The 25,151-nt window shown below is 68.0% G+C and carries 23 protein-coding genes, 1 pseudogene and 1 riboswitch; of the genes and pseudogenes, 15 read left to right on the top strand and 9 right to left on the bottom strand.

Features of this window, described 5'->3' with window-relative positions; translation table 11 throughout:
* Positions 1 to 157: 157 nt before the first annotated feature.
* From ppk2 to CFREN_RS09970, 3 genes are all read left to right on the top strand, one after another.
* Entirely contained in the window at positions 158 to 1,075 is a 918-nt protein-coding gene (ppk2, locus tag CFREN_RS09980) for a polyphosphate kinase 2 (RefSeq protein ID WP_209652193.1), read from the top strand.
* Positions 1,076 to 1,268: 193 nt separating this feature from the next.
* Positions 1,269 to 2,318 (top strand): enoyl-CoA hydratase/isomerase family protein, encoded by a 1,050-nt coding sequence (locus CFREN_RS09975; RefSeq protein ID WP_070523155.1) that lies wholly within the window; start codon positions 1,269 to 1,271, stop codon positions 2,316 to 2,318.
* A gap of 170 nt (positions 2,319 to 2,488) precedes the next feature.
* Positions 2,489 to 3,301 (top strand): Fpg/Nei family DNA glycosylase, encoded by an 813-nt coding sequence (locus CFREN_RS09970; protein ID WP_209652195.1) that lies wholly within the window; start codon positions 2,489 to 2,491, stop codon positions 3,299 to 3,301.
* A gap of 52 nt (positions 3,302 to 3,353) precedes the next feature.
* Here CFREN_RS09970 and CFREN_RS09965 read toward each other — a convergent pair whose 3' ends face one another.
* Together CFREN_RS09965 and CFREN_RS09960 are read right to left on the bottom strand one after the other, a co-directional pair.
* Positions 3,354 to 4,481, bottom strand: a complete 1,128-nt coding sequence (locus CFREN_RS09965) for a MinD/ParA family ATP-binding protein (RefSeq protein ID WP_425321482.1) — start codon at positions 4,479 to 4,481, stop codon at positions 3,354 to 3,356.
* A 56-nt stretch (positions 4,482 to 4,537) separates the two neighbouring features.
* On the bottom strand, positions 4,538 to 5,338 hold the full coding sequence (locus CFREN_RS09960) for a YwiC-like family protein (RefSeq protein WP_209652197.1): 801 nt from the start codon (positions 5,336 to 5,338) through the stop codon (positions 4,538 to 4,540).
* A gap of 99 nt (positions 5,339 to 5,437) precedes the next feature.
* Positions 5,438 to 5,590: riboswitch (FMN riboswitch) on the top strand.
* An 18-nt stretch (positions 5,591 to 5,608) separates the two neighbouring features.
* Between CFREN_RS09960 and CFREN_RS09955 the strand changes: the two genes are divergently transcribed.
* Entirely contained in the window at positions 5,609 to 6,346 is a 738-nt protein-coding gene (locus CFREN_RS09955) for a nicotinamide mononucleotide transporter family protein (protein ID WP_070523189.1), read from the top strand.
* On the opposite strand, the gene CFREN_RS09950 is transcribed toward CFREN_RS09955, so the two are convergent.
* From CFREN_RS09950 to exaC, 3 genes are read right to left on the bottom strand one after another with little or no spacing between them, the layout of a single operon-like run.
* Entirely contained in the window at positions 6,262 to 7,167 is a 906-nt protein-coding gene (locus CFREN_RS09950; protein ID WP_209652199.1) for a Cof-type HAD-IIB family hydrolase, read from the bottom strand. The two genes, CFREN_RS09955 and CFREN_RS09950, sit on opposite strands and share 85 nt — an antisense overlap.
* A gap of 40 nt (positions 7,168 to 7,207) precedes the next feature.
* Positions 7,208 to 7,912, bottom strand: a complete 705-nt coding sequence (locus tag CFREN_RS09945; RefSeq protein ID WP_246580222.1) for a hypothetical protein — start codon at positions 7,910 to 7,912, stop codon at positions 7,208 to 7,210.
* A gap of 42 nt (positions 7,913 to 7,954) precedes the next feature.
* Entirely contained in the window at positions 7,955 to 9,478 is a 1,524-nt protein-coding gene (exaC, locus tag CFREN_RS09940; protein WP_209652205.1) for an acetaldehyde dehydrogenase ExaC, read from the bottom strand.
* 204 nt (positions 9,479 to 9,682) lie between these two features.
* On the opposite strand from exaC, the gene CFREN_RS09935 reads away from it, so the two are divergent.
* The gene (locus CFREN_RS09935; RefSeq protein ID WP_083291627.1) at positions 9,683 to 10,327 is read left to right on the top strand and encodes a nucleosidase; all 645 of its coding nucleotides are present in this window, start codon (positions 9,683 to 9,685) and stop codon (positions 10,325 to 10,327) included.
* A 21-nt stretch (positions 10,328 to 10,348) separates the two neighbouring features.
* On the opposite strand, the gene CFREN_RS09930 is transcribed toward CFREN_RS09935, so the two are convergent.
* The 3 genes from CFREN_RS09930 to CFREN_RS09920 all read right to left on the bottom strand — a co-directional run bounded on the left by CFREN_RS09930 (position 10,349) and on the right by CFREN_RS09920 (position 13,761).
* Entirely contained in the window at positions 10,349 to 11,275 is a 927-nt protein-coding gene (locus tag CFREN_RS09930) for an SDR family NAD(P)-dependent oxidoreductase (RefSeq protein WP_209652207.1), read from the bottom strand.
* 97 nt (positions 11,276 to 11,372) lie between these two features.
* The gene (locus CFREN_RS09925) at positions 11,373 to 13,019 is read right to left on the bottom strand and encodes a peptide chain release factor 3 (RefSeq protein WP_209652210.1); all 1,647 of its coding nucleotides are present in this window, start codon (positions 13,017 to 13,019) and stop codon (positions 11,373 to 11,375) included.
* A 127-nt stretch (positions 13,020 to 13,146) separates the two neighbouring features.
* Positions 13,147 to 13,761 (bottom strand): hypothetical protein, encoded by a 615-nt coding sequence (locus CFREN_RS09920; RefSeq protein WP_209652212.1) that lies wholly within the window; start codon positions 13,759 to 13,761, stop codon positions 13,147 to 13,149.
* Between the two features lie 210 nt (positions 13,762 to 13,971).
* Here CFREN_RS09920 and CFREN_RS09915 point away from each other — a divergent pair, with 210 nt between their 5' ends.
* The 3 genes from CFREN_RS09915 to CFREN_RS09905 all read left to right on the top strand — a co-directional run bounded on the left by CFREN_RS09915 (position 13,972) and on the right by CFREN_RS09905 (position 16,564).
* A complete protein-coding gene (locus CFREN_RS09915) occupies positions 13,972 to 14,448 on the top strand; it encodes a cupin domain-containing protein (RefSeq protein WP_070523176.1) in 477 nt (158 codons plus the stop codon).
* 344 nt (positions 14,449 to 14,792) lie between these two features.
* The gene (locus CFREN_RS09910) at positions 14,793 to 16,244 is read left to right on the top strand and encodes a glyceraldehyde-3-phosphate dehydrogenase (RefSeq protein ID WP_209652214.1); all 1,452 of its coding nucleotides are present in this window, start codon (positions 14,793 to 14,795) and stop codon (positions 16,242 to 16,244) included.
* Positions 16,245 to 16,429: 185 nt separating this feature from the next.
* Positions 16,430 to 16,564, top strand: a complete 135-nt coding sequence (locus CFREN_RS09905) for a hypothetical protein (RefSeq protein WP_256388230.1) — start codon at positions 16,430 to 16,432, stop codon at positions 16,562 to 16,564.
* Between the two features lie 203 nt (positions 16,565 to 16,767).
* Here CFREN_RS09905 and CFREN_RS09900 read toward each other — a convergent pair.
* Positions 16,768 to 17,985, bottom strand: a pseudogene (locus CFREN_RS09900) (IS110 family RNA-guided transposase).
* A 480-nt stretch (positions 17,986 to 18,465) separates the two neighbouring features.
* Here CFREN_RS09900 and CFREN_RS09895 point away from each other — a divergent pair.
* From CFREN_RS09895 to CFREN_RS09865, 7 genes are all read left to right on the top strand, one after another.
* Positions 18,466 to 18,969 carry an ECF transporter S component gene (locus CFREN_RS09895; protein ID WP_244979493.1) on the top strand — a complete coding sequence of 168 codons (504 nt, stop codon included), beginning with the start codon at positions 18,466 to 18,468 and terminating at the stop codon, positions 18,967 to 18,969.
* 107 nt (positions 18,970 to 19,076) lie between these two features.
* Positions 19,077 to 21,278: an ATP-binding cassette domain-containing protein gene (locus tag CFREN_RS09890; RefSeq protein ID WP_244979494.1), complete on the top strand. Its 2,202-nt coding sequence runs from the start codon at positions 19,077 to 19,079 to the stop codon at positions 21,276 to 21,278.
* A 175-nt stretch (positions 21,279 to 21,453) separates the two neighbouring features.
* Positions 21,454 to 22,335, top strand: coding sequence for an AMP-binding protein (locus tag CFREN_RS09885; protein WP_209652221.1), 882 nt, complete (start codon positions 21,454 to 21,456; stop codon positions 22,333 to 22,335).
* Positions 22,332 to 22,550, top strand: coding sequence for a hypothetical protein (locus tag CFREN_RS09880; RefSeq protein WP_148132123.1), 219 nt, complete (start codon positions 22,332 to 22,334; stop codon positions 22,548 to 22,550). Before CFREN_RS09885 ends, CFREN_RS09880 begins: the two co-directional genes overlap by 4 nt.
* Complete coding sequence (locus CFREN_RS09875; protein ID WP_209652223.1) at positions 22,547 to 23,590, top strand: ABC transporter ATP-binding protein; 1,044 nt, start codon at positions 22,547 to 22,549, stop codon at positions 23,588 to 23,590. The genes CFREN_RS09880 and CFREN_RS09875 overlap by 4 nt, the downstream gene beginning before the upstream one ends.
* Positions 23,587 to 24,339 (top strand): ABC transporter permease, encoded by a 753-nt coding sequence (locus CFREN_RS09870; RefSeq protein ID WP_209652225.1) that lies wholly within the window; start codon positions 23,587 to 23,589, stop codon positions 24,337 to 24,339. Before CFREN_RS09875 ends, CFREN_RS09870 begins: the two co-directional genes overlap by 4 nt.
* Entirely contained in the window at positions 24,336 to 25,073 is a 738-nt protein-coding gene (locus CFREN_RS09865) for an ABC transporter permease (RefSeq protein WP_209652227.1), read from the top strand. The genes CFREN_RS09870 and CFREN_RS09865 overlap by 4 nt, the downstream gene beginning before the upstream one ends.
* Positions 25,074 to 25,151 lie beyond the last annotated feature (78 nt).

Genomic DNA, 25,151 nt, shown 5'->3' with positions numbered 1-25,151 from the left:
CAGCTAGCCGCAACAAACGCTGGTCGACATGGCGTCGACGTCGGGCCCCGCATCCGCTGCGGGGCCTTGTCGTTTCGTTGTCGTTTCGTGTCGTATCGTCGCCGAATGTCACACCCCGGGCGTCGCGGGCCCGGCTGCTGCGGGTAAACTTCGGGGCATGAATAACGACGACGTGCAGCGCCCGCCGAAGCTCAAGAAAGCCGCCTACGAAAAGGAGCTCAAGCGCCTGCAGGCCGAGCTCGTCGAGATGCAGCAGTGGGTCGTGGAGACCGGTGCGCGCCTCGTGGTGATCATGGAGGGCCGTGACGCCGCGGGCAAGGGTTCCGCAATCAAGCGCATCACCCAGTACCTCAATCCGCGCACGTGCCGCATCGAGGCGTTGCCGGCGCCGACGTCGCGCGAGTCGGGCCAGTGGTACTTCCAGCGGTACGTGGAGAAGTTGCCGACGGCCGGCGAGATCGTCATCTTCGACCGTTCCTGGTACAACCGGGCGGGCGTCGAGCGCGTGATGGGTTTCTGCACGTCGCAGGAGTACCGCCGTTTCCTGCACCAGGCGCCGATTTTCGAGCGTCTGCTGGTCGAGGACGGCATCATGCTGCGCAAGTACTGGTTCTCGGTGTCGGATGAGGAGCAGGTCCGCCGCTTCGAGTCGCGCCGCGAGGATCCGCTGCGCCGCTGGAAGCTGTCGCCGATGGACCTGGAGTCGATCACGCGGTGGGAGGACTACTCCCGGGCGAAGGACGAGATGTTCGTCCACACCGACATTCCGTCGGCGCCGTGGTACACGGTGGAGTCGGAGGACAAGAAGCGTTCGCGCATCAACGTCATCAGCCACCTGCTGTCGACCGTGCCGTACGAGCGCATCGAGCGCGAGATGCCGGAGATTCCGGAGCGTCCGGAGTCGCAGGCGCAGTACGAGCGTCCGCCGCGCACCGAGTTCCGTTACGTGCCGGATGTGGCGCGTCACCTCGAGGACGAGGAGCTGAAGGCGAAGAAGGCGGCCAAGAAGGCGAAGAAGGCCAAGAAGGCCAAGAAGGCCGAAAAGTCGGGCAAGGGCAAGTCCGGCAAGAAGTAGCGTCGCCGCCGGGCGTCGCCGCGTCCGTTTCCGGTTGTCGTTGCTTTACGACGTTCCGACCGTCCACGTTGCTCGGCGTGGGCGGTCGTTGTCGTCGTAAAGCGATGCCGTGGGGGCGGCGGGTGCCCCTTGTGCGAATTGCGGTTAACCCTTTTGTGGCGGCCAATCTGTGTCCTGTGCCACACTGGGCGGCATGACCGATTCTGTGATCAAGGACGTTTCCGGCCGCACGGGCCGCCTGACCCTCAACCGACCCAAGGCGCTCAATTCGCTGGATCTGGGCATGGTCCGGCACATCAACGAGGCGCTCGACGCGTGGCGCGACGATGACGCCGTCGAGCAGGTCGTCGTCGTGTCCGAGCACCCGAAGGCGTTTTGCGCCGGCGGCGACGTGCGTCAGATCCGCGACGCCCAGATCGCCGGCGATTCCGCCGAGGGCGACGCGTTCTTCTCGGAGGAGTACGAGATGAACGCCGCGATCGCGGAGTTCTCCAAGCCCTACGTTGCGGTCATCGACGGCATCGCCATGGGCGGCGGCCTCGGTGTGTCGCTGCATGGTTCGCACCGCGTGGTCACCGAGCGCGCCTCGGCCGCGATGCCGGAGATGGCCATCGGATTCCTGCCGGATGTCGGCATTTCGTGGTTCTCGCAGCATGTCACCGCGGCGTCGGGTCAGCCGGAGCCGGCGATCGCGCGTTTCCTGGGACTGACCGGTTACCGCCTCAACGCCGCCGACCTGCTGTGGGCCGGGTGGGCCACGCACTTCGTTCCGCAGGAGTCGCTGGCGGACTTCCTCGCCGCCGTGGACGCCGACGGCATCGAGGCCGCCCTCGACGAGTTCGCCGAGGACCCGGCCAAGGCCGGCGAGTCGAAGCTCGCCGCGTTCGCCCCCTGCGTCCGTCAGGTCTTCGGCTTCGACACCTGGCGCGAGATCGAAAACGCCCTCGACGGCGGCGCGTGCTCCGGCGAGGAGCGCCGCGTGATCAACGACCTGCTGCGCTCGGCCGCTCCGACGTCCCTCGTCGCCGGCGCCGAACTGTACGCCGCCAACGCCGCCGAGGGCGTCGACCTGCGTGCCGGCCTGCGCAACGAGTACAACATCGGCCGCATCCTGCGCCACGACCCCAACTTCGCCGAGGGCGTGCGCGCCGTGCTGGTGGACAAGGACCGCAACGCGCAGTGGAACCCGACGTCCACCGACGAGGTCGACCCGACCCCGTACCGTGAGGCAATCGGGAAGTAACCGAGGGACGTGGCCTGCGGCCGCGGGGATGGACCCGGGGGAGTTGGCCCGGGGGAGGGGGCGGCCGCGCCTTTCTCAAGACCGGCCGCTCCTTCTTCGAGCCCGGTCATCCTTTTCGGAAAACCGAGCCGCCCCGATGTGCGCATCGGGGCGGCCGTTATGGTTCAGGCATGCCCGAAGGTCATGTGATTCACCGTCTTGCGCGGGATTTCAACGAACGGTTCACCGGCCGACCGCTGTCGGTGACCAGCCCGCAGGGGCGGTTTGCGGCGGAGGCGGCGGTCGTCGACGGCCATGAGCTCGACCATGCGGAGGCGTGGGGCAAGCACCTGTTCTTCGAGTTCGACGTGCCGCGGCGGGACCACATCATCCACATTCATCTGGGGTTGATCGGCCAGCTGAAGTTCGAGGGGCCGGACGACGTCGCGGGGCAGGTCCGGTTGCACGTGTCCAACGGCGAGGAATCGGCGAATCTGCGCGGGCCGCAGTGGTGCCGGTTGATCACCGACGAGGAGCGGGCGGCGGCGATTGCGAAGGTGGGGCAGGACCCGCTGCGCGGCGACGCCGACCCCGCCGAGATCGTCGACCGCGTGCGCCGGTCGCGCAGGCCCATCGGCGCGTTGCTCGTCGACCAGAAGCTCTACGCCGGCGTAGGCAGCATCTACCGGACCGAGACCCTGTTCCGCCTGGGCATCCACCCGTTGACGTCGGGGGCGGACCTCGATGTCGGGACGCTCGAGGCGATGTGGGTCGACCTGCGCGAGCTGATGGAGGACGGCGTGCGCGTCGGCCGCATCGACACCGTCCGGCCCGAGCACACGCCCGAGGCGATGGGGCGGGAACCCCGCGAGGACGACCACGGCGGCGAGGTGTACGTCTACCGCCGGACCGGGCAGCCGTGCCACGTGTGCGGCACTCCCGTTGTCGAGGTCCCGATCGAATCGCGTCGGGTCTTCTACTGCCCGACCTGCCAGTCGGCCTGACCATCGGCGCCGGTTCAGCCACCGGCGACAGTCGGCCCCCGTGCTGGCTCGACTACCTGTGCCGTCCACCGGGCGGGGCGAAGTCGTCGGCGATCATCGCCGCGAGTTCCCGATAGGCCATGCGCGTGGCGGGCCGCAGCATGTCGATGTCGATGTCCGCGCCGCGCGCGATGTGCGGGTCATGCGGGATCACCTGCACCGCCCGGCAGCGCTGCCCGAACAGGTCGCGCAGCGCCTCCGCCTCGACGCCGGCGTCGGTGAGCTGGTTGACGACGACGACCGTCGACGACACCAGGTCCGCCCACCCGTGCGCGGACAGCCAGTCCAGCGTCGCCCACGCCGATCGGGCTCCGTCGAGGGCGGGCGTGGCCACGAGCACCAGGCAGTTGGCCTGGGCCAGGATCGCCGACACCGTCCCGTGCACGATTCCGGTGCCGCAGTCGGTGAGCAGGATGTTGTAGTGCCGGCGCAGGATGTCGAGCGTGCGGTCGTAGTCGGCGGCGGAGAAGGCCTCGCTCATCGACGGATCTCGTTCGCTGCCCAGCACCTCCAACCGCGAGGGGGCCTGGGTCGTGTACGAGCGGACTTCGGCGTAGCGGTCGGTCGACGGGGCGCGCAGGAGGTCCCGCACGGTGGCGGGGTTGGGGTCGGGCACCCGGTGGGCCAGGGTGCCGAAGTCGGGGTTGGCGTCGATGGCGATGACGCGGTCGCCGCGCAGCGACGCGAAGGTCGCGCCGAGGCCGATGGTCGTCGACGTTTTGCCCACCCCGCCCTTCACGCTGAGCACGGCGACGCGGTAGTCGCCGATGACGGGACGCCGGATGCGTTCGAGCAGTTCGCGTTCGGCGCGCTCGGCGGAGGATTCGCCCGGGTTGACGCGGCCGCCCGATGCGCGGCGCACCATGTCCCGCCAGCCCCGGCCCGGCCGCGGTCGTTCGGCGACCAGGCCGGCGATGTCGCCGACCGTCATTGGCCGCTGCCCGACGTCGACGTGATCCCGGGCCGGAACCCGATGCGGATGATCGTTGCCCTCTGCGGGCCGCGGGTCGTCGCGCAGCGGCGCCGGCTCCTCGCGGCCGGGTTGCGCCCGGCGGTCCAGCAGCGGAACCTGCGGGCGTGCGGTCGGATTGACGATGATCTGTCGTGACGGCGTCGATGCGCCGGATGAGTCCCCCCTCATGCTCAGGGAAACTACCGCAGCACCGGGGAGCCCGCGACCGCAGAGAACGGGGCGCCTCAGCGCAGCACGACGATGACCACCAGCACCGTGATGGCGGCGTCGAGGAGCCCGACGGTTTTCGGCGTCCACGGCTTGTCGCGGCGGGCGCCGGTGATCGGCATGAGCGTCGCCCGCGCGAGCATTACGACGGCGACGACGATGGTCGCCGGGTGGAACGGATCCCCGCCGGTGCCGAGCACGGCGACGACGGCGGCGACGAGCACGACGACGTGATAGCCCACCGATCCGATGAACCAGGGCTTTGAGCCGCGCTCGCGGATGAGCGTCTTCACGTAGGGCACGGTGCCGACGAAGTACGCCAGGTACACGGCGAATGCGGCCCACGCCTCCGCGTCCAGGCCGCCCCCGGCCCAGGCGGCGACGGGCAGGATGAGGCAGGCCGCGACGACGGTGGATACGCCCGATGCCAGCGACCTCGGACGCCGCTTCCATGCTTCGAAGACGGCCACGGCCACCAGCGGCGCGAACGCCGGGACCCACATGAGGAGCCGCCAGTCGAAGATCAGCGTCGTCAAGCCCGCGATGGCCGTAAGCGACCCGTACACCAGGACCGGCGGGCGGTTGCGTTCGCGGAAGCGCGAGCGGATCCAGACGCTGCCGGCGAAGAACGTGAAATAACCGAGCCACCACGTCAGCAGCAGGGGAATCGCGGTCCACGACGGTGCCAGGATGACACCGGTGATCGCGGGGACGGTGACCATGAACCAGGCGCCGTGCTGGTCGGGCACCCAACCGGGTGCGCGGCGACGCTTTCGGGGCTTGCGTTGCACCCTGCGCTGCACCCTGGTCTCGGACATGACCCCAGCCTACTAATGCGAATCCATGATGGGCAATTGGCGTGGACTTTTCCGCCCATTCGGGCCACTCTCCGGCGCACCGCTGCTAACGTCGGCAGCGAACATTCTCAGGGCGGGGTGGAATTCCCCACCGGCGGTGACGCCGGGCCACGCGTGGCCCGGACGAGTCCGCGAGCGCTCCCTCAGGGGAGGTCAGCAGATCCGGTTGGAACCCGGAACCGACGGTCATAGTCCGGATGGGAGAGAAGGAGATCCACCGTGGATTCCGTCATGTCCGCACTCGTCGGTTTTTTGACCGCGCAGCTGACCATCGGGGGAGCGCCCATTTTGGTGCGCGAGATCGTCGGCAATCTTTTCGGCCTCGGTTCGGCGTATCTGGGCATGCGCCGCCTGGTCTGGGCCTGGCCGGTGGGCATCGCCGGCAACATCCTGCTGTTCACGGTGTTCCTCGGCGGCGTCTTCCACACGCCGCAGGACCTGGACCTGTACGGCCAGGCGGGGCGGCAGGTGATGTTCCTGCTGGTCAGCGTGTACGGCTGGTGGCGGTGGGCGCAGACGCGCCGGGTCGTCGCGGGCGACGGTTCCGGGCGTGACGACGCCGCCGTGATGCCCCGATGGGCCACCGGCCGCGAGCGCATGGTCATGCTCGCGTTCGCCGTGGGAGGCACCGTCATTTTCGCCAGGATCTTCGGGGCCCTGGGCTCGTGGGGGCCGTGGGCCGACGCATGGATCTTCGTCGGGTCGATGTTGGCCACCTGGGGCATGGCGAAGGGATGGACGGAGTTCTGGCTCATCTGGATCGCAGTCGACGTCGTCGGCGTGCCGCTGCTGTTCCTCGGCGGCTACTACCCTTCGGCGGCGCTGTACCTGTTCTACGGCGGGTTCGTCACCTGGGGTTTCGTCACCTGGCTGCGGATCCAGCGTCAGGATCGTGCGGCGGCGGCCTCGTCGAGCAGCCTGTCCAGCGTGACGACGACCCCCGAGTCCGTGTTGGACGGCGCCAGGTAGTTCGCGGCGGCCTTGATGTCGTCGTGGGCGTTGGCCATGGCGAAGGACATGTCGCCGGCGCCCATCATCTGCAGGTCGTTGAGGAAATCGCCGAACACGGCGGTCTGCGCCGGGGTGACGCCGAGACGTTCCTGCAGCGCGCGCACCGCGTGGCCCTTGTGGCGGCCGGGGACCATCATGTCCACCCAGCACCGTCCGGAGACGGCGACTTCGAGTCGGTCGCCGACCAGGCGCTCCATCATCGGGGCGGCGTCGAGCCCGGAGCCCCGGTCGTCGAAGATGGCCAGCTTGATGACGCCGTCGTTGACCTCGTGGAGATCGTCGACCACGGCCCGCGAGTGGTAGTACTTCGCGGCCTCGTCGTTGAAACCGGGCTGGTCGATTTCCACGTGGGCGACCTCCGGATGGCAGACGATGAGACCCATCGGCGCACCGTCGGCGCGGGCGGCGCGCACGGCGTCGATGACCTCGTCGACGATGCCCGGATCCATGCCGTCGGCTGCGGAGAGTTCGCCGTCGCGGGCGACGACGTTGCCGTTTTCGGCGATGAACGTCTCGACCGCCGCACCGGATTCGGTGCGGATGCCGCCGAACATGTCGCGCAGCGTCGCATACTGTCGGCCCGATGCCGGAGCGAAGGTGACGCCGGCGGCGCCGAGCCGATCGAGAAGACGGGGCAGGTCGGCGGGCAGCTCACCGGCGTCGTTAAGAAGCGTGCCGTCCATGTCCACCACCACCAGGCGCAGGTCGGCCGGGGCGGCGGGGAAATCGGTGGGCCGGGGGTGACCGGCGGAATCGGCGTGATCGGGGGTATCGCACATGACCGCGACCCTAGCGCCGAATCCGGATTGGCGGGAACCCCTAATCCTCCGGCCGCGGCGGCTGATGGCGAAGATCCCGGGCCTCGGCCCTGCGGACCTCACGGGGCTCGTCGTCGCGGTGCTTGCGGCCGGAGCGGGGGAATTGCCAGTTGCTCAGGCCGGGCAGTTTCTCCAGCGCCTCGCGGCCGGCGTCGAGGGAACGGCGGAACACCTCGCCGCCGACGTCGCGCGTCCGATCCAACGCATCGGAGGCCAAATGCTCCGCCTTGCGCAGCAGCTCCTCGCGCTTTTCCTCCCGACGACGCTTCGCCTCCGCCGCATCGTTTTGCCGGGTGCGCTCCCGCTCGAAGGCCTCTGCGTCGCGGGCCTCGGCGTCGGAAAGCCTCTTCGACGCCGCGGCCGCGGCATCCCAGCTTTCCTCCAGACTCTCCGCCAGATGCAGCATCGAGTCGATGCGCCGCTCCATGTCCCGCATCTTCTCGCGGTACCCCGACTGAATGTCGTAGCGGCGCAGCAGACGGCGGGCCCGCGTGGCGTCGTCGCGCCACGAGGCGATCGGGCCCTCCACGATGGAATCGTCCGCGATGAACCGGTGCTCCCACGGATCGACGTCGGGCGACGACAGATTCGAGCGCAGGCGCTCATCGCGATCCAGCACCTCCTGCACCAGCAGGCGGGCGCGCTCCTCGGCATGGGAGGCGCGGGCGGAACGAGAATTGTCGGATCGGAAAGTCACGCGGCCCATCCTACGGACGGGACAACCACCGGTGCAGGCGACTTGCGGCGACTAGAACAGGCCGGTCGGGTTCGTGGCGTAGCTGACCAGCAGGTTCTTGGTCTGCTGGTAGTGCGACAGCATCATCAGGTGGTTCTCGCGGCCGATGCCGGACTTCTTGTAGCCGCCGAACGCCGCGTGCGCCGGGTACACGTGGTACGCGTTGCACCACACGCGACCGGCCTGGATGGCCCGGCCCGCCTTGTAGATGTTGTTGTTCGACCGCGACCACACGCCGGCGCCGAGGCCGAACATGGTGTCGTTGGCGATCTTCACGGCCTCGTCGAAGGAGGAGAACGTGGTCACGCCGAGCACCGGGCCGAAGATCTCCTCCTGGAACAGGCGCATGTCGTTGACGCCGGAGAAGATGGTCGGCTCGATGTAGTAGCCGCCCGACAGGCTGCCCTCGAGCTGTGCCTGGCCGCCGCCGAGCTCCAGCTTGGCGCCCTCGGTCTTGCCGATTTCGATGTACTTGAGGATCTTGTCCAGCTGCTCCTTCGACGCCTGCGCGCCGACCATGGTCTCGGTGTCCAGCGGGTCGCCGCGGCGGATCTTGGACACGCGCTCGATGCCCAGCTGCACGAAGTCATCGGCGATGGACTCGTGGACGAGCGCGCGCGAGGGGCAGGTGCACACCTCGCCCTGGTTGAGGGCGAACATGGAGAAGCCCTCGACGGCCTTGTTCCGGAAGGCGTCGTCGGCGTCCATGATGTCGTCGAAGAAGATGTTGGGGGACTTGCCGCCCAGCTCCAGGGTGACGGGCACGAGGTTGTCGGCGGCGGTCTTCATGATGATCGAGCCCGTGGTGGTCTCGCCGGTGAAGGCGATCTTGGCGATGCGGTCGGAGCCGGACAGGGCGGCGCCGGCTTCCTCGCCGAAGCCGTTGACGATGTTGACCACGCCGTCGGGCAGCAGGTCACCGATGAGCTCGATGAGGTGCAGGATCGACGCGGGGGTCTGCTCGGCCGGCTTGAGCACGACGCAGTTGCCGGCGGCCAGGGCGGGGGCGAGCTTCCACGTGGCCATGAGGATGGGGAAGTTCCAGGGGATGATCTGCCCGACGACGCCGAGCGGCTCGTGGAAGTGGTAGGCGACCAGGTCTTCCTCGATCTGCGACAGGCGGCCCTCCTGGGTGCGGGCGGCGGCGGCGAAGTAGCGGAAGTGGTCGATGGCCAGGGGGATGTCGGCGGCGAGGCATTCGCGGATGGGCTTGCCGTTGTCCCACGTCTCGGCGACGGCGATTTCCTCGAGGTGTTCTTCCATGCGGTCGGCGATCTTGTTGAGCACCTTCGCCCGCTCGGCCGGCGGCGTCGTGCCCCAGGCGGGGGCCGCGGCGTGAGCGGCGTCGAGGGCCTTCTCGATGTCCTTCGCGGTGGAGCGGGCGACTTCGGTGAACACTTCGCCGGTGACGGGGGAGACGACTTCGAAGTAGTTGCCGTCGACGGGGTCCTGGAAGCCTCCGTCGATCCAGTTGCCGTAGCGCGGTTTGAACGACATCTTCGCGCCGTCGGACCCGGGGTGGGCGTAGGTGGTCATTGCGGTCCTCCTGGTGGTGCGTGGGATCGGGTGTGCCGAGTGCGCCGAGTGCGGCGGTCGGGGCGCCCCGTGCGTGGGCGGCCCGCCCTCGACGAATCGACGGTGATTCACGCCACGCGAAGCGTTGTCGCGCAAACCTAATCACGTGTCGCTTTCGTGTCAACGATGATTTTCTCCCACCCTGGTCATCGCTACCCTGGCCCCATGATCACCGTTCCGGAACTGCTCGCCCCCGTCGATCCCGAGGCGCCGTTGCTCGTCGTGGCCACGCGCGAGGAAGCCGAACACCTCGCCGTCGACGTTCCCGTGCTGCTCACCGGCATCGGCCGCATCAACGCCACCGCTGCGCTGTCGGAGACGCTGGCCCGGGGACCGTCGCCGACGACGGTGCTCAACGTGGGCACCGCGGGTGCGCTTCACGACGGCCCGTCGTCCGGATTGCACGGCGTCCACCGCATCAGCCGCGTGGTGCTCCACGATTTCTCCCATTCGGCCGTGCGCAGGTTGGCGGGCGCCGACGCATACCCTCCGATCGCCCTCGATGTGCCGGCCGACGAGGCTGGGGAGGGGCCGTCGTCAAGCACCGCGGAAACCGGAAAAGTTCTGGCCACCGGCGACCTGTTCGTGGAAGACTCCGCGACCCGCGCCCGCCTCGCCGCCACCGCCGACCTGGTGGACATGGAGGGCTACGCCATCGCGTGGGTCGCCCGCAGGTACGGGGTGCCCGTGGAACTGATCAAGCTGGTGTCCGACCCCGCCGACGAATCCGCCGGCACGCTGTGGGTCGACGGCATCGCGGAATGCTCGCGGGTGCTCGGCGAGCACCTGGAGGCGCGGCTGGGCGGGTAGCGCTCGTGCCGCGCGGCGGCGTCAGACGGTGAAGCGGACGCCGGTCAGTTCCTCGGTGAGCACCCACAACTGGGCCTGCTTGCCGATGTCCCTCGACACCTTCGACGACTTCGCCATCCCGACGTCGCCCTTGGCCTCGAACGGTCCGGTCGGGCCGAGGAAGGAACCGCCGGGCACGGTCTCGTCCGTCGCCGCGGCGAGCAGGGGATCGGCGCCCATGTCGGCATCGCTGAAAAGCTTGTCGACGGCCGGCTCGCCGATCCTGCCCAACAACCCGGGCAGCCGACGCATGAACGCCGTCGCCGCAATGCCGGGATGCGCGATGACGCACCGCGCCCGCGCACCGTCCACAGCGGACGCGGCGGCCTGCGCCAGGCGACGATCCAACTCCCGGCCGAACATCAAACACGCCAGCTTCGACTGCGCGTACGCCCGGAAACCGCGGACATCGGCCGAATTCGGGTCGGCCCACCTCAAATCGCGGACGTGGGAGTGGGCCAACGACGACACCTCGACGACGCGGGCGCCGACGACATCGCGATACAGGGGCAGCAGATGCCGCGCGAGCAGGAACCCGCCGACGTAATTGGTGGCGAAGTGGATCTCCCAGCCGAGGGAATTCTCCGCGTGATCGCCCGGCACGATGAGCCCGGCGTTGTTGACGAGCACGTCGACCGCGTCGGTGCGGCCGGCGATCTCGGCGGCGGCGCGTTCGACGTCATCCGGCTCCGACATGTCGGCCAGGACGACGCCGACGGATCCGGCCCCGGCGGCGTCGATGCGGGTCCGCGCCGCGGTGGCCCGTTCGAGGTTGCGGCACACCATGATGATGTCCGCCCCACGCCGCGCCAACTCGGTGGCGACGACGAAACCGATGCCGGAGTTCGCGCCGGTGATGACCGCGGTGCGTCCGGTCTGATCGGGGATGAGGTCACGCGTCCAAGTCACGGCCCTCATTGAACCACCGGACGGCCGAGTCCGCGGTTCGAGGTTTCGCAGGCTTCGCCGAGGACCGCGTCGGTTCGGCGCGGCTCGGCGATCGTGGTTAGTCGGCGACCAGGGTCTCCAGGGTGAACTCCGGGTGCTCCTTCTCGATGAAGGACAGCTTCCACTTGTCGCCGAACAACGCGATGAGCGCGCCGTCGGAGCGGGTGAAGATCTCCACGCCGCGCTGCTTGGCCAACTCCGGCGCGGTCTTCTCGTCCGTGCGGCGAGCCACCGAGTAGGGGATCGGATCGGCGACCGTTTCGACGTTGTACTCGTTTTCCATCCGGGCCATCATGACCTCGAACTGCATCGGGCCGACGGCGGCCATGACCGGGGCGGCGTCGCCGCGGGCGTCGTTGCGCAGGATCTGCACCACGCCCTCGGCGTCGAGCTGCTCGATGGCCTTGCGGAACTGCTTGTACTTGCCCAGCGACTTGGCCCGCAGGGTGCGGAAATGCTCCGGCGCGAACTGCGGCATCGGCGAGAACTGCACCTTGCGGCCCGAGTAGATGGTGTCGCCCGGCGCCAGCGAACCGGCGTTGACCAAACCGACGATGTCACCCGGGTAGGCGGTTTCGACGGTCGAGCGCGTCCGGCCGAACACGGTCAGGGCGTACTTCGTCGAAAAGCTGCGGCCCGACTGGGCGTGGGTGACCTGCATGCCCCGGTCGAACTCCCCGGACACGACCCGCATGAACGCGAGCTTGTCGCGGTGGTGGGCGTCCATGCCGGCCTGGACCTTGAACACGACGCCGGCGAAATCGTCCTCCGGGCGGCGGATTTCGTCGATGGCGCCCTGACCGCCGGCCGCGGCGGCCTCGACGGCGGCGGGATCGGACTCGCGGGCGGCGGGCGCGGGGGCCAACTCGCACAGCGTGTCCAGGATCTGGTGCACGCCCCAGTTGAGCATGGCGGAGGCGAAGATCACCGGCGAAGTGTCTCCGGCCAGGTACATCTCCTGGTCGTGGTCGGCGCCGTCGGCCGACAGCAGCTCGGACTCCTCGGCGGCGGTCTCCCACGTGTCGCCCTGCTCGGCGGCGGCTTCGTCGGGGGTCAGGTGCGTTTCCTCGGCGATGGTCGACCCGCCGGCGGTGCGCTCGAAGCGGATGAACTCCTCGGCCTCGCCGTCCTCGCCGCGGCGGAGCAGACCGCGGAAGTCGCCGGCCTCGCCGACGGGCCAGTACAGCGGGGTGGGCTGCAGGCCGATTTCCTCGACGATTTCGTCCATCAGCTCCAGCGGCGCCTTGCCCGGGCGGTCCCACTTGTTGATCACCGTGATGATCGGGATGCCGTTGGACTTGCACACCCGGAACAGCTTCAGCGTCTGCGGCTCCAGGCCCTTGGCGCCGTCGACGAGCATGACCGCGGCATCGACGGCGGTGAGCACTCGATAGGTGTCCTCCGAGAAGTCCGCGTGGCCCGGGGTGTCCACCAGGTTGACCATGTACGGCTCGCCGTCGTGGTTTTCCGGCGCGTACTCGAACTGCAGGGCCGACGAGGCGATGGAAATGCCGCGGTCCTTCTCCATGTCCATCCAGTCGGAGACCGTGGACTTGCGGCCGGCCTTGCCGTGGACGGCGCCGGCCTCGCTGATGACGTGCGCGTGCAGCGCCAGCGCCTCGGTGAGCGTGGACTTGCCGGCGTCGGGGTGCGCGATGACCGCGAACGTGCGGCGGCGTGCGGCCTCATCGGCGAGGGTGTTCATGGATTCCTTTGCGTCGTCGTTTTCTGCGGGTGGCAGGTGGTCAAGGATAGTCGCGGTGCTTTGCGACGATTCCGTCGCTCCGGGCGTGGCTCCGGGGGTGGCTCTACCCGTGGCTCCGACCGTCGTCCTATTCGTCGGCGGCGTTCTTGCTCAACTGTTCGGCGTAGGCGCGGATTTCGTCGTCGGGGTCGAAGCGCCGGTCCTGCAGTGCGGAGGGCCAGTTGTCGGGGTCGGGGTCCTTGACGGCGGTGGCGTAGGGCGCGAACTCCTTGACCGAACGGAAGCGGATGGCGGTGGCGGAGTCGGGGTCGTCGGGAAGCGGCGCGGACACGGACACGTCGTGGACCGCCCGCGGCAGGCCGGTGATGGGGTTGGTGGGCCATTCGACGCCGAACGTCACCGTCGGGGCGGCGTCGACGGCCGCCGGGTCGGAGGGGAACAACAGGAATTCGACGAGCCCCGAGTCCGGCGCGAAGTACCAGCCGCCGTCGTGCAGCAGGGCCCGCAGTTCCATTGCGGCGGTGAGGCAGCGGTCCATGCCCGTGCCCTCGTAGGCGTCGAGTGCGTCGTCGATTTCGGCGAGGGTGAATTCGCCGTCGAGCAGTGCGGCGACGACGTCGGCGTCGCCGGCGGGGATCGACCCGGTGGCGAGGACCGCGGGAGCTTTGCCCGTGGTGGCGTCGGCGGTGGTCGCGGCGTCGGTGGCGGCCTCGGCGGCGTGTGCTTCGTCGTTCCGGCTCATGGTGCGCAGTCTATCGGTCGACCCGGATCACCCCGAAGCCGCGGCGACGGCCCAGGTGGTCGCGGCGTTCCATGCGCGGATCGGCTTTCCGGTGGCACCATGGGGTCGGACGCGTCTTCCGGCGCTCGCCGGCATTGTCCGGGGCCCGCCCGCCCCGTGTCGGCGTTTGTTTGAGCAAGTCAGATGGAATCTGACGGAAAGGTGACTCACATGAGCATCAGCGACATTGGACCCAAGCCGAACGCCTTCGACATCGAGACCGAGACCCGCGACAACGCGAACTACCGCAGCGTGGCGTGGACCGGCAAGTACCTGCAGGTGACCCTGATGTCCATCGAGCCGGGCGGGAACATCGGCCTGGAGGTGCATCCGGACACCGATCAGTTCCTGCGCGTCGACGCCGGCAAGGGCGTCTGCAAGATGGGCCCGGCGAAGGACGACCTCAGCTTCGAGCAGGAGGTGTCCGACGGTTGGGCCATCGTGGTGCCGGCGGGGAAGTGGCATGACGTCGTCAACACCGGCGACGAGCCGCTGCGTCTGTACTCCATTTACGCGCCGTCGCATCACGCGGCGGGCATCGTGCAGGCGACCCCCGAGGACGCTGAACGCGACGAGGAGTCCGGCAAGGATGTCCCGCCGGAGTGGACCGTCCAGCCCGACAATCCGTCGGAGGACGGGCACGCGTAGGTTTTCCGCGCGTTTCCCGTCGGCGGCCCGCGCCGCGCTTGTGTCGCGGGTTGCTTGACGACGACCCGCCGCGACCGGTCACCCATGGGGTGGCCGGTCGCGGCGTTTTCGGTGCAGGGGCGCGGGCGGGTGCCGGGTCGGTTGCGCGTGTCGTCGGCCGGTACACCCCTTTGGGCGTGTCGGTGCACCCGGTGGGACGTGCGTTGCGGGAAAGACGTACTTTTGAAGGAGGACTCTTCGAACCGAAAAGTACCCCCGTAAGCACGCGAAAGAACCCCCGGGCGTTCCTTCGCCGCGGAATAATCCCGCCCTCACGAACGCCCCCTTGAACCCCAGGAGGATCCATGGCGACGCCGGCACCGATCAACTACAGCGACTGGAACGAGCGAGTCGTCCTCGCGGAGAAGATGATTCCGTTGCTCGGCCAGCTGCGGCGCGAGAAGAACGTCGTCACCTCGATTTTCGGCCGTCTGCTGCAGAACCCGACGGAGACGTCGATCATCAAGTCGCACCGCTACGCCCGGCGCATCACCTCGCAGGAGCTTCCGCTCGAGCAGACCCTGCCGATCCTGGAGCACCTGGTGAAGATGGATCTGGGCACCGCCTCCATCGACCTCGGCGCGCTGGCCACCAAGTTCGAGGCCGAGGGCGGCGACCTGGGCGAGTACCTCGAGCGTGAGCTCGCCGACGTCATCGGCACCGCGCATGAGACCCCGAAGGCCGACATCGTCCTGTACGGCTTCGGCCGCATCGGTCGTCTGCTGGCCCGCATTCTCCTCGCCCGTGAGGCCGTGTTCAACGGTGCCCGCCTGCGCGCCGTCGTCGTCCGCAAGAACGGTGACGACGACATCGTCAAGCGCGCTTCGCTGCTGCGCCGCGATTCCGTCCACGGTGCCTTCGACGGCACGATTTCCGTCGACCGCGAAAACGACATCATCTGGGCCAACGGCACCCCGATTCAGGTCATCTACTCCTCCGACCCGGCCACCGTCGACTACACCGAGTACGGCATCGACGACGCCCTGGTCATCGACAACACCGGCCGTTGGCGCGACCGCGAGGGCCTGGGCCAGCACCTGAAGGCCAAGGGCGTGTCCAAGGTGCTGCTCACCGCCCCGGGCAAGGGCGACATCCCCAACATCGTCTACGGCATCAACCACAAGGACATCGACGCAGACGAGAAGATCCTGTCCGCCGCGTCCTGCACCACCAACGGCATCACCCCGGTGCTGAAGGTCGTCAACGACAAGTGGGGCGTCGAGTTCGGCCACGTCGAGACGGTTCACTCGTTCACCAACGACCAGAACCTCATCGACAATTTCCACAAGGGCACCCGCCGCGGCCGTGCGGCGACCCTGAACATGGTCCTCACCGAGACCGGTGCCGCGAAGGCCGTGTCCAAGGCGCTGCCCGAGTTCGAGGGCAAGCTCACCGGCAACGCGATTCGCGTCCCCACCCCGGACGTGTCGATGGCCGTGCTGAACCTGACCCTGGAGACCGAGGTCGAGCGCGAAGAGGTCAACGAGTACCTCCGCGAGGTGTCGCTGCGCTCGGTGCTGCGTCAGCAGATCGACTACATCCACTCGCCGGAGGTCGTGTCCACCGATTTCGTCGGTTCCACCCACGCCGGCATCGTCGATGGCCTGGCCACCATTGCCCAGGGCAAGCACCTGGTGCTTTACGTCTGGTACGACAACGAGTTCGGTTACTCGAACCAGGTCGTCCGCGTCGCCGAGGAGGTGCTGGGCACCCGCCCGCGCATCTTCCCGAAGCGCAAGCACCTCGAGGACCTGTAGGCCGGCAGTCCCGGGCTTGAGTGGTTGAGCCCTCGAACGCCATCTTCCCCCTCCTAAACCACGAGGTTTGAGGCGATGGGGAGGGCAGGGGAGGGGGACCAGGCGGTAGGGGATAGTTCGAAGCGCGCGGGTCGAGGCATCCCCGACCGCGCATTCGTCCGCGCGGCGGTGAAAGGCGGAGGCTCATGGAAGAGCTGGTTTTCGGCCTCCAGTTCCGGGCCTCCGGTGACATCGAGCACGGGCGGGGGATGAAGATCCGGGAAAGTGATTTTGAGATCGTCGAATACGGCTCGGCGGAAGTGGCCCTGTTCGGCGCCTAGGTGGCGGCGTCCGGCCGCGGGGGCGGCCCCGGGCGCTGTTGGGCCGAGGGGTCGGCCGCCACTCAGTCCCGATCCGCGTGGGGGCCCCTATGCGGATTGTCAATAGTCAGGCGTGGACTTTCACGTACATCGCATGGGGGTGTTGTAGCCATCACTGATCGCCGGGCCGCATCATGCGGGCCGGCGGTGATCAGCCCAGCGGCCTACGCAGCCGTGGCGATGTTTCTAGCAGGGATTTCTCGGAAGAACTCACGGCGAGTCAACAGGGCATAGATGACGTTGCAGCGCCGCCGGGCAAGGCATATCACCGCAGCATTGTGCTTCTTTCCTTCAGCCCGTTTACGCAGGTAGTAGTCGCGCGACGCGGGGTGGCAGTTCGACGCGATCCACGCCGATCGAAACATCGCGTTTTTCAAGCGTTTATTGCCGGCCCTGGCGGGAAACTCTCCGCGGATCGATGTACCCGACCGCCGGGTGATCGGCGCGATGCCGGCGTAAGCGGCCAGGTGTGCGGCGTCGGCGAAGTCGGAGCAATCGCCGATGGACAACAAGATGTTGGAGGCGGTCTTGATGCCTACGCCGGGCATCGACATCAAGACCTGGGCAAGAGGGAACGATTCGAGCATCTCCTCGACTTGTCCGGCGATCGTGTCGCGCTGTGCTTGAAGCGCTTTGATGCTCGCCGCCAGCTGGGGAATGACCAATTCCGCCGCCGCAGTGCCGGGTACCGTGACAGTTTGCTCGGCAAGGACAGCGAAAATTGCGTCAACCAGGGCAGCAAGGTCCTTCTTGGCGCGGTTGCGCATCCACTTCAGGACCCGGCCCCGACCTGCGGCGGCCAGTTTTGTCGAACCCTCGTAGTGAATCAGCAAGTCCAGCACCAACGTGCGCGAGAGAATCTCGCCTGCAAAGACGCGCTCGAGTGCGGGGTGAATCTGTGTGAGCACGCTGCGAAGGCCGTTTTTCGTTCGGGCGGCGTCTTAGGCGATCTCGTCGTCGAATCCGACGGGCATCTTCAGCGCCGATAGCGTCTCGTCGTCGCGGTCGACTGCCCGCAGTGTGTGCAGCATGGTGCGGGCGGTGTCGGCGATGATGAATGCAGCCCGGCGGACGGTGTTTGATCGTCCAGGGTAGAAATCGGCTGCTTGTCGCATGGCCAGGCCGGGGAGGTCTCCGACCGTGCAACCGCAGTCGCGGGCCACGGCGATGGGCAAGGCACCAATCGTGTTGAGTTAATCGACGACCATGAAAACGCTGCCGTGGGCCTGCATGGACGCGAAGATTTCACGCCGTGCGGCTTCGTCTTGGGGCAGTGGATTGTCGTAAATTCTCTCGCCGGTGTCGGTCAGCGCGCAGGCATGATGGCCGGTTTTGCCGACGTCGAGGCCGATGATGATTTCGGGTGTTGTGGACGGTTGCATGGTGGTGCCCTTCTGTTGCGGCTGGTCACAGGTGTCTTGGACATCCGTTGCAGGCACCCACGTCTGCGTTGAGACCTCTGTTTGGTCCGTATCCCTATTAGCTGTCAGCGGTTATCCCCGGTGCCCGGTGGCAACACCCCCGGATTATGGAAATATCCACGCAGATAAGCCATACCGGGCCCGGTGACCGCGCCCCGTGAGGGGGACACCATCACGGTAACGGGGGCGGGGGTAATTTCAGTGAATTGAGCCTTGCGTAAGGCGATAAGCATTGCCTAACCTAATGCTGTTTCAGGTGGTGTTCCCGATCGGGAACCGGCAACGGAAGCGAGGCGGCGACGATGAACGGAAAACGTGGATTGACCGGAGAGCCCCTCTCCGGAGGGGGAGCCGGGGGGCGCGGTGGCGTCGCAGACGGATGACGGGCGGTTGGTGCACGTCGCACCGGTCGCAGCGGGTGGCCGACCATCCACCCGCGACATGCTCGTCGCCGCCGCGATCGGCGTTGCGGGGTCTCTCATCATCGTGCCCCTGACCTACCTGCAGGTGTTCGCCGGCATCGCCCACGTTTATCTCGTCGCGGCGACGCTCGGGTTGTGGTTCCTGCAGTGCGTTGTTCCCCTCATCGTCGTCCGCAAGCTTGGCGCGAGCCTCATCGCGTGCCTTGCCATGGGCGTCGTGTCCGCGGCGACTACCCCGTTCGGCATCGCCGCAATCGGAGCGCTGATTATGGAAGGATTGCTCATCGAGCTTCCGTTCATGGTCACCCTGTACCGGCGGTGGACGCGTCCCCAGTTCGTGGCCTCGGCGATATTGTTCTCCGCGCTGATGGGAACGATGGCCCCGCGCGCAGTCGGCGTCGACTCGCCGACCACGCCCATGACCCTGATCAGCTTCGCCGTAGCCTTGGCATCGAGCCTGGTGTTTTTGGTCCTGGGCTTTGCCGTCGCAAAGGGGCTTCGCAGCCGCGGGGTCACCCGGTGACCGGCGGAGCATCCGTGTGCGCCGGTGCGACACGCGGGACGGTCCCGGCCCGGTTACGGGTTAGTGGCGCGGGCGTGCGGCACGCCGATGGGCGATGGGCACCCGACATGGTGGATCTCTCCTTCGATTTCGGCACGATCAACGCCATCACGGGACCCGTGGGATGCGGAAAGACGAGCCTGGCCCACCTCATCGCTGGACTGATCCCCTCGCACATCCCCATCGACCATGCCGGATTCGTGCACATCATCGATGCCGACGGCACCGAACGCCCCGTGGACGGGGACCGGGTCACCTTCGTCGGGCAAGACCCGGCGACGCAGGTGCTCACGCTCCGAGTCGTCGATGACGTGGCCATGGCCCTCGAGTTTTCCCTCGTGGAAGCCGGTATCGTCGCCAAGCGATCAGCCGAGGCTCTATCGGAGCTCGGGCTGTCAGAGCTCGCGGAGAAGGATCCGTGGGCTTTGTCGGGCGGGCAACGCCAGCGGATGGCCATCGCCGGTGCGGTGGCCAGGGCGCCGGAGGTCATGATCTTCGACGAGCCCGCGGCCCACGTCGACGAGGACGGTCGCCGGTCGCTGTTCGCCGCCATCCGTGATTTGCGGGCCCCGGGGCGCGTCATCCTGCTCATCGAGCACGACCTCCGCCCGTTCGACGGGTGGGTCGACACGGTGACGATCCTCGATGCGGACGGGAGCGTCGCCGCCCACGGAGCGCCGGATGGCATCGCGGTGAAGGGCATTGCGACGACGGCCGCGACCGCCGGAACGCCGGACGCCAGTACGCCGGGCACGGGGGTGCCGGACCGTCCCAATCCGGAATCGGAGGCGGATGCCGTTCCACTGCTGGCCTTGACCGGAACCCACGTGACCCGAGGCGGGGAGAGGATCCTGAACGGGGCCGATCTGACACTGGAACGGGGCGAGATTCATGCCCTAGTCGGTGCCAACGGAGCCGGTAAGTCCACCTTGCTGGCGGTGCTGTCGGGCCAGATGAAGGCGGGAGTGGACCTCCGGATTGACGGCGCGTCTGCCCGGCGCGTCCCCGACGCCTTCGCGTCGTTGGCGTTCCAGAACCCCGAGCACCAGTTCACCCGCGCGACCGTCGCCGCGGAAATCGACTCCGCGCTGGCCGGCACGGACCCGCACGGGCCACTCGGCGCCGATGAGCTGCGGAAACTACGGGAAGCCCTGTGCCCCCGGGCACTTGACCCCGTCTCGCCGTTCGTCCTGTCGGGCGGACAGAAAAGACAGTTGGGCATCTTCCTGGCGGTGGCGGCCAATCGCCGTTTGCTGCTTCTCGACGAACCGTTGGCGCACCTGGATTCGCCGAGCTCGAGCATCGTACTGGATGCCCTAGCGGAATACGCCGGGGCCGGCGGAACCGTTGTGTTCACGTGCCACGACCGCCGTGCCGCGCGAACGTGGGCGGATCGGGCGAGCATCGTCACCGAAGGGAAGGTCGCCTGGTCCGGTCCCGCGGCCGACGTGCCGGCTGCCCCGGAGTCGTCCCGGCGGGATCGCGCACTGCCCGCGGCCGGCGTACGGACGTCCGGGGACGAAAGCCCCTGGACCGGTGAATCCGACGCTCGGAGGCGCGCGGGGTTGAACGCCATCACGATCGTCGCGGCGGTGATGCTCGTCCTCGTCGCCGGGCTGCTCTCCGGCGGAGACGCCGTTCTCGCGCTGACGGGGGTCGCGTTCCTCGCACTCGCTGCAATCGCGGAACGCGACGTTCGGGCGACGGCGGGGAAGGTCCTCCTCGTCCTGTTGATTGGGGTGTTCTTCGGCCTGCTCGGGTGGCGCTCCGAGTTCTACGGCGGTGGGGATCCGGCGGAGGCCGTCCGCCACGGCATCCATCACGGACTGCTGCTGACGGCCGTGTTCGCGGGGACGGTCCTGGTCTCCGCGTGCATGCGCGTCGAGGAGCTTTTCGACGCCATGGTGCAACGCTTCCGGGTGCCCTACACATGGTGCACCATAGCGATTTCCGGGGTGAGCATCGCGGCGTTCCTGCGCAGCGAAATCCCCCATCTGACATGGGCGATTAGATTGCGCTCGATGCGACCGGAGCAGTCTTTCCGCTCCGGTTTCATTCGCGCGACGACGCCCGCGCGCATCGCCTTTCCCTTGTTCGTTAGCGCCGTGCGCTGCGCCGAAAAGCTGTCCCTGACCCTGGCGATGCGTAACTTCGGCCGCCATCCGCGGCGCACCTTCCGCACCGATCACCCCTGGCGAGTGCGTGACGGGTTCGCGGCCGCAGCGTCCGCCGCGGCCTTCGTCGCCGCCCTGGTGTCCGCAGTGACTTGACGGGCACCCAGAACCGGCGGGTCCCGGGCCCGCGAGCGGTTCCGAGCTTGTGCGGAGACGCGCCCCACCCAGTTGCTTCACCCCTTTCAACCCTTCAGACACATCCTCCGGGTCACGCCATGCGGGCCCGGTCCGCCCGGCACCGGCATGGCGCCGACAACCGAAAGAGGTACCAATGAACACGATCCGGACCATCAGCGACGTGCTTCGGGACAAGGCCGATGAGACGAAAAAGGGGATCACCTTCGTCGAGAATCGGCGGGACGTCTTCGTCCCGTATGGCCAGGTCCATGCGGAGGCGGTGGCGGCTGCGACTCGGTTGGCCGAAGCCGGCATCGGCCCCGGCGATCGCGTGATCTTCCAAGTTTCGGAGAACCGCGGGCTCATCCGGGCGTTCTGGGGCTGCGTCTACGCCGGCGCGGTTCCGGCGCTTGCGCCGCCGGTGTCGGGCCCGGTTGATGTCGACAGGGTGCGGACGCTCTCGGACATGATGCCCGGGGCCCCGATTCTGGTCGACGAACGCAGTCACACGCTGCTCACCGGCGCAAACGGTGCCGTGGTCGTGGGCGAGGACCGGCTGCTCGACGTGTCCATCGTCAATGACGCTGCCGTGGAACCGGGTGCGGCGATGCCGGGTGATGCTGAAACGGACTTCTCTCAGGCGGGGGACGTGGATTCCGGGGATGGCGCCGGGACGGTCCCCGCGTTCCCGGTGCGAGGTGGGACGGCCGGCGAAGCCCTCATCCAGTTTTCGTCCGGCTCCACGGGATCGCCAAAGGGCGTCATCGTAACCAACGAGTCCGTGCTGAACGGTCTGCGCGCGACGATCCCACGCCACGCGCACCGGTACGAGAACAAGATGCTCACGTGGCTGCCTTTGACCCACAACCTTTCGCTGATCGGCTTCCACGTCTACGCCCTTTTTCGTGGGTACGACCAGGTGTTGCTGCCGGTTTCCGAGGTGGTCGCCGATCCCCCGAGGTGGTTCGAGGCCGTGACCAGGCACCGGCCGAGACGACCGTCGTCCGGGCGACTGGCCCGGGTTCCTACAAAATGACCGCGGCGATTGCTGCCGCCACCGTTGTGGCGGTCGCGGGGAAGCCGGTCGCGCCGGGGTGCCGGGATCTCGTCGGCCACCCCCGGCTCCTCGAACCGGTCCTCGCCTTCGCCCGCGATGCGGGCATCCATATCGAGGTGCCGCATGACAACCCGACCACGGGGCCGCTGCCGACAGCGGCCCACTGCGATACCAAAGAAAAGGGGAAACGATGACGGATCAAGCTGAACGAGGTGCGGCGATCGTCGTCCGCGACCTCACGAAGAGCTACCCGATTGCGGGCAAAGCGGGCACCCCGCCCGAAGGCGGGGCAGGTGCCCCGCCGGACGGCGGGCGCAAGGGAAAGCGCGGCGCCCGGATGCGCAAGCATGTGCTCGACGGCGTGAGTTTTACCGTGCCCGCCGGGGCGATCGTGTCGTTCCTCGGCCACAACGGTGCAGGCAAGACCACCCTCATCCGAATCCTGTCGACGCTCATCACCGCCGACTCCGGCGAGGTGAGCATCTTCTCGCGCGATGTGAAAGAGGACCCGGCGGGCGTGCGCGCCGACATTGCCACCACCGGCCAATTCGCGGCGATCGACGAGAACCTCACCGGCCGGGAGAACCTGGAGTTCTTCGGGCGGCTGCGCGGACTCGACCGCGCCGCCGCGGCCGCCCGCGCGACGGAACTGCTCGCGCAATTCTCGCTCGCAGACAGTGCCTCGACGCTGGCGTCGGCCTATTCGGGTGGCATGCGGCGCCGCCTCGACATCGCCGCGTCGCTGTGCGTCGTGCCCAGGCTGCTGTTCCTCGACGAACCCACGACGGGGCTGGACCCGGTCAGCCGCGAAGAGCTGTGGGGCTTCATCCGGCAACTGCGGGACGACGGAATGACCCTGGTGCTGACCACCCAGTACCTGGAAGAGGCGGAGGCGCTGGCAGACCACGTCCATCTGCTCAAGGATCGCCGCATCGTCGCCAGCGGAACGCCGGAGGAATTGCGCCGCGCCTTCGGGTCGCACGTGCTCCGCGTGTCCTTCGCCACCGCCGCCGAGGCGGAGGCGTTCGCCCGCTGCCTCGGGGGAACGTGCCTGGACGGCGCCCGCGTCGCGGGGAAGTCGGTGTCCCTCGACGTCGACCCCGGACCGCGGGTCCTCGAGGCGGTGGCGCAGGCGATGGAGGCCTCGGAAGCGTTGCCGGATTCGCTGAGCGTGTCGCCGCCCACCCTCAACGAGGTGTTCATATCGATGAACGCAGGGGGTGTGGCGCGATGAGTGCGACGTCGGTCGCGGCGTTTCTCCGTCGGGATCTGCTGCTGTTGCGACGCAACACCGCGTCGCTGATCTCCATGTTCGTGGTTCCGCCCCTCTTCCTGCTGTGCCTGTACGCGGTGTTCGGGTACTCGGCGGAGCAATCCGGCTTCGGGTACCTGCGTTTCGTGCTCGGCGGCTGCCTGTTCCAGGCGGCGATGTTCACCGCCGCGGCGTCGGCGATGGCGGTGGGACAGGACGTCGAATCCGGGCTCGTTGACCGCGTGCGCGTGTTGCCCGGGGCCACAGGCGGCTATGTCGCCGGCAGGCTCGTCACCGATGTGCTGCGGATGTCCGCGTCGATCGCGGCGCTGCTGGTCGTCGCGTGGGCCTGCGGCCTCGACATGGCTGTCGGTGACATCGCGTGGACTGTCCTGTGGTCGCTGCTCGCTGCGGCGGTCCTGTCCCTGGTCACGGACGGGGTGATCCTGATGATGCCCGCCCCGGTGTCGACGGCCTCATCGATCCAGGCGCTGGAAATGCTGCTGCTCATGTTCTCCACCGCGTTCATTCCGGCGACCGCTTTGGACGGCTCCCTTCGCGACATCGTGCGCCACATGCCTTTTTCGCCGGTGATCGAGGTGATTAGGGCGGCGTCCCCGGACGCCTTCCCGGATCGCGCCGGGGAAGAGGCCGCCCTGTGGCTCGGTGTCGCGGCGGTCGCCGGAATCGTCCTGTTCATCCGCCGGTTCACCTCGAGGAGCGAATCATGATTGGCGCCATCTTCGTGCATCTGCGGCGCATCGCCCACATTTGGCTGCGGCGCCCCGACTTCTGGTTCATGACGTTCATTGCTCCGCTCGTGTACCTGTTCATCGTCAACCGCATGTTCGGTGGCCTGGTCAGGCAGCTCACCGGAGAGTTCGAACTCCGGAACGCGGTCATCCTGGTCGTGACGGCGTGGGCGTTCATCCTGGCCATCACGGGATCGGCCACCGTGTTCGTTGAACGCAGCAATGGCTTCCATGAGCGGTTGATCACCATGCCGGCGCCGTACGCGGCCGTGCCGGCCGCACGGATCATCGCCGAGTTCATCCGGATCATGGCGATGACTGTCGTCGTCGTGGCGGTGGCCGCCTTGCTTTCCGACAGCCCCCCTGAGGCGTCCTGGTGGTGGAGGATCGCGATGACCGGCGCGATGGTTGCCGCGGCGGCCGCATGCACCGGCACGTACATCGCGTTCTCCATCACCAGCCCCCAGGGCTCCGTGGCCCTCATCCCGTTAATCATCGTTGCGATGTTCGTCAACACGGTGCTCATGCCCGCCGACCACTTCCGTCCTCTCCTGCGCGGAATCGCCGGGCACACCCCCGTATCCGCGGCCGGCGAGGCCGTCAACGGCACCGGGGCTGCGGGTCTGGTGGTCTGCGCGGCCTGGTTCTTAGGCATCGCCGTGCTCGCGGCGTGGGGCATCGCCGTGAAAACGAGGCCGGGGGAGTCTGCATGACGGGCACGTCCACGAGGGCATCGCCGCCGACGACGGCCCGCGAACCCGAGCACCTAACCCGAAACCGCCGCGTGGACG

The sequence above is a fragment of the Corynebacterium freneyi genome (assembly GCF_030408835.1).
GTDB classification, from domain to species: Bacteria; Actinomycetota; Actinomycetes; order Mycobacteriales; family Mycobacteriaceae; genus Corynebacterium; species Corynebacterium freneyi.
The sequence above is the reverse complement of the archived record's forward strand: the minus strand, read 5'-3'. Positions and strand labels throughout refer to the sequence as shown.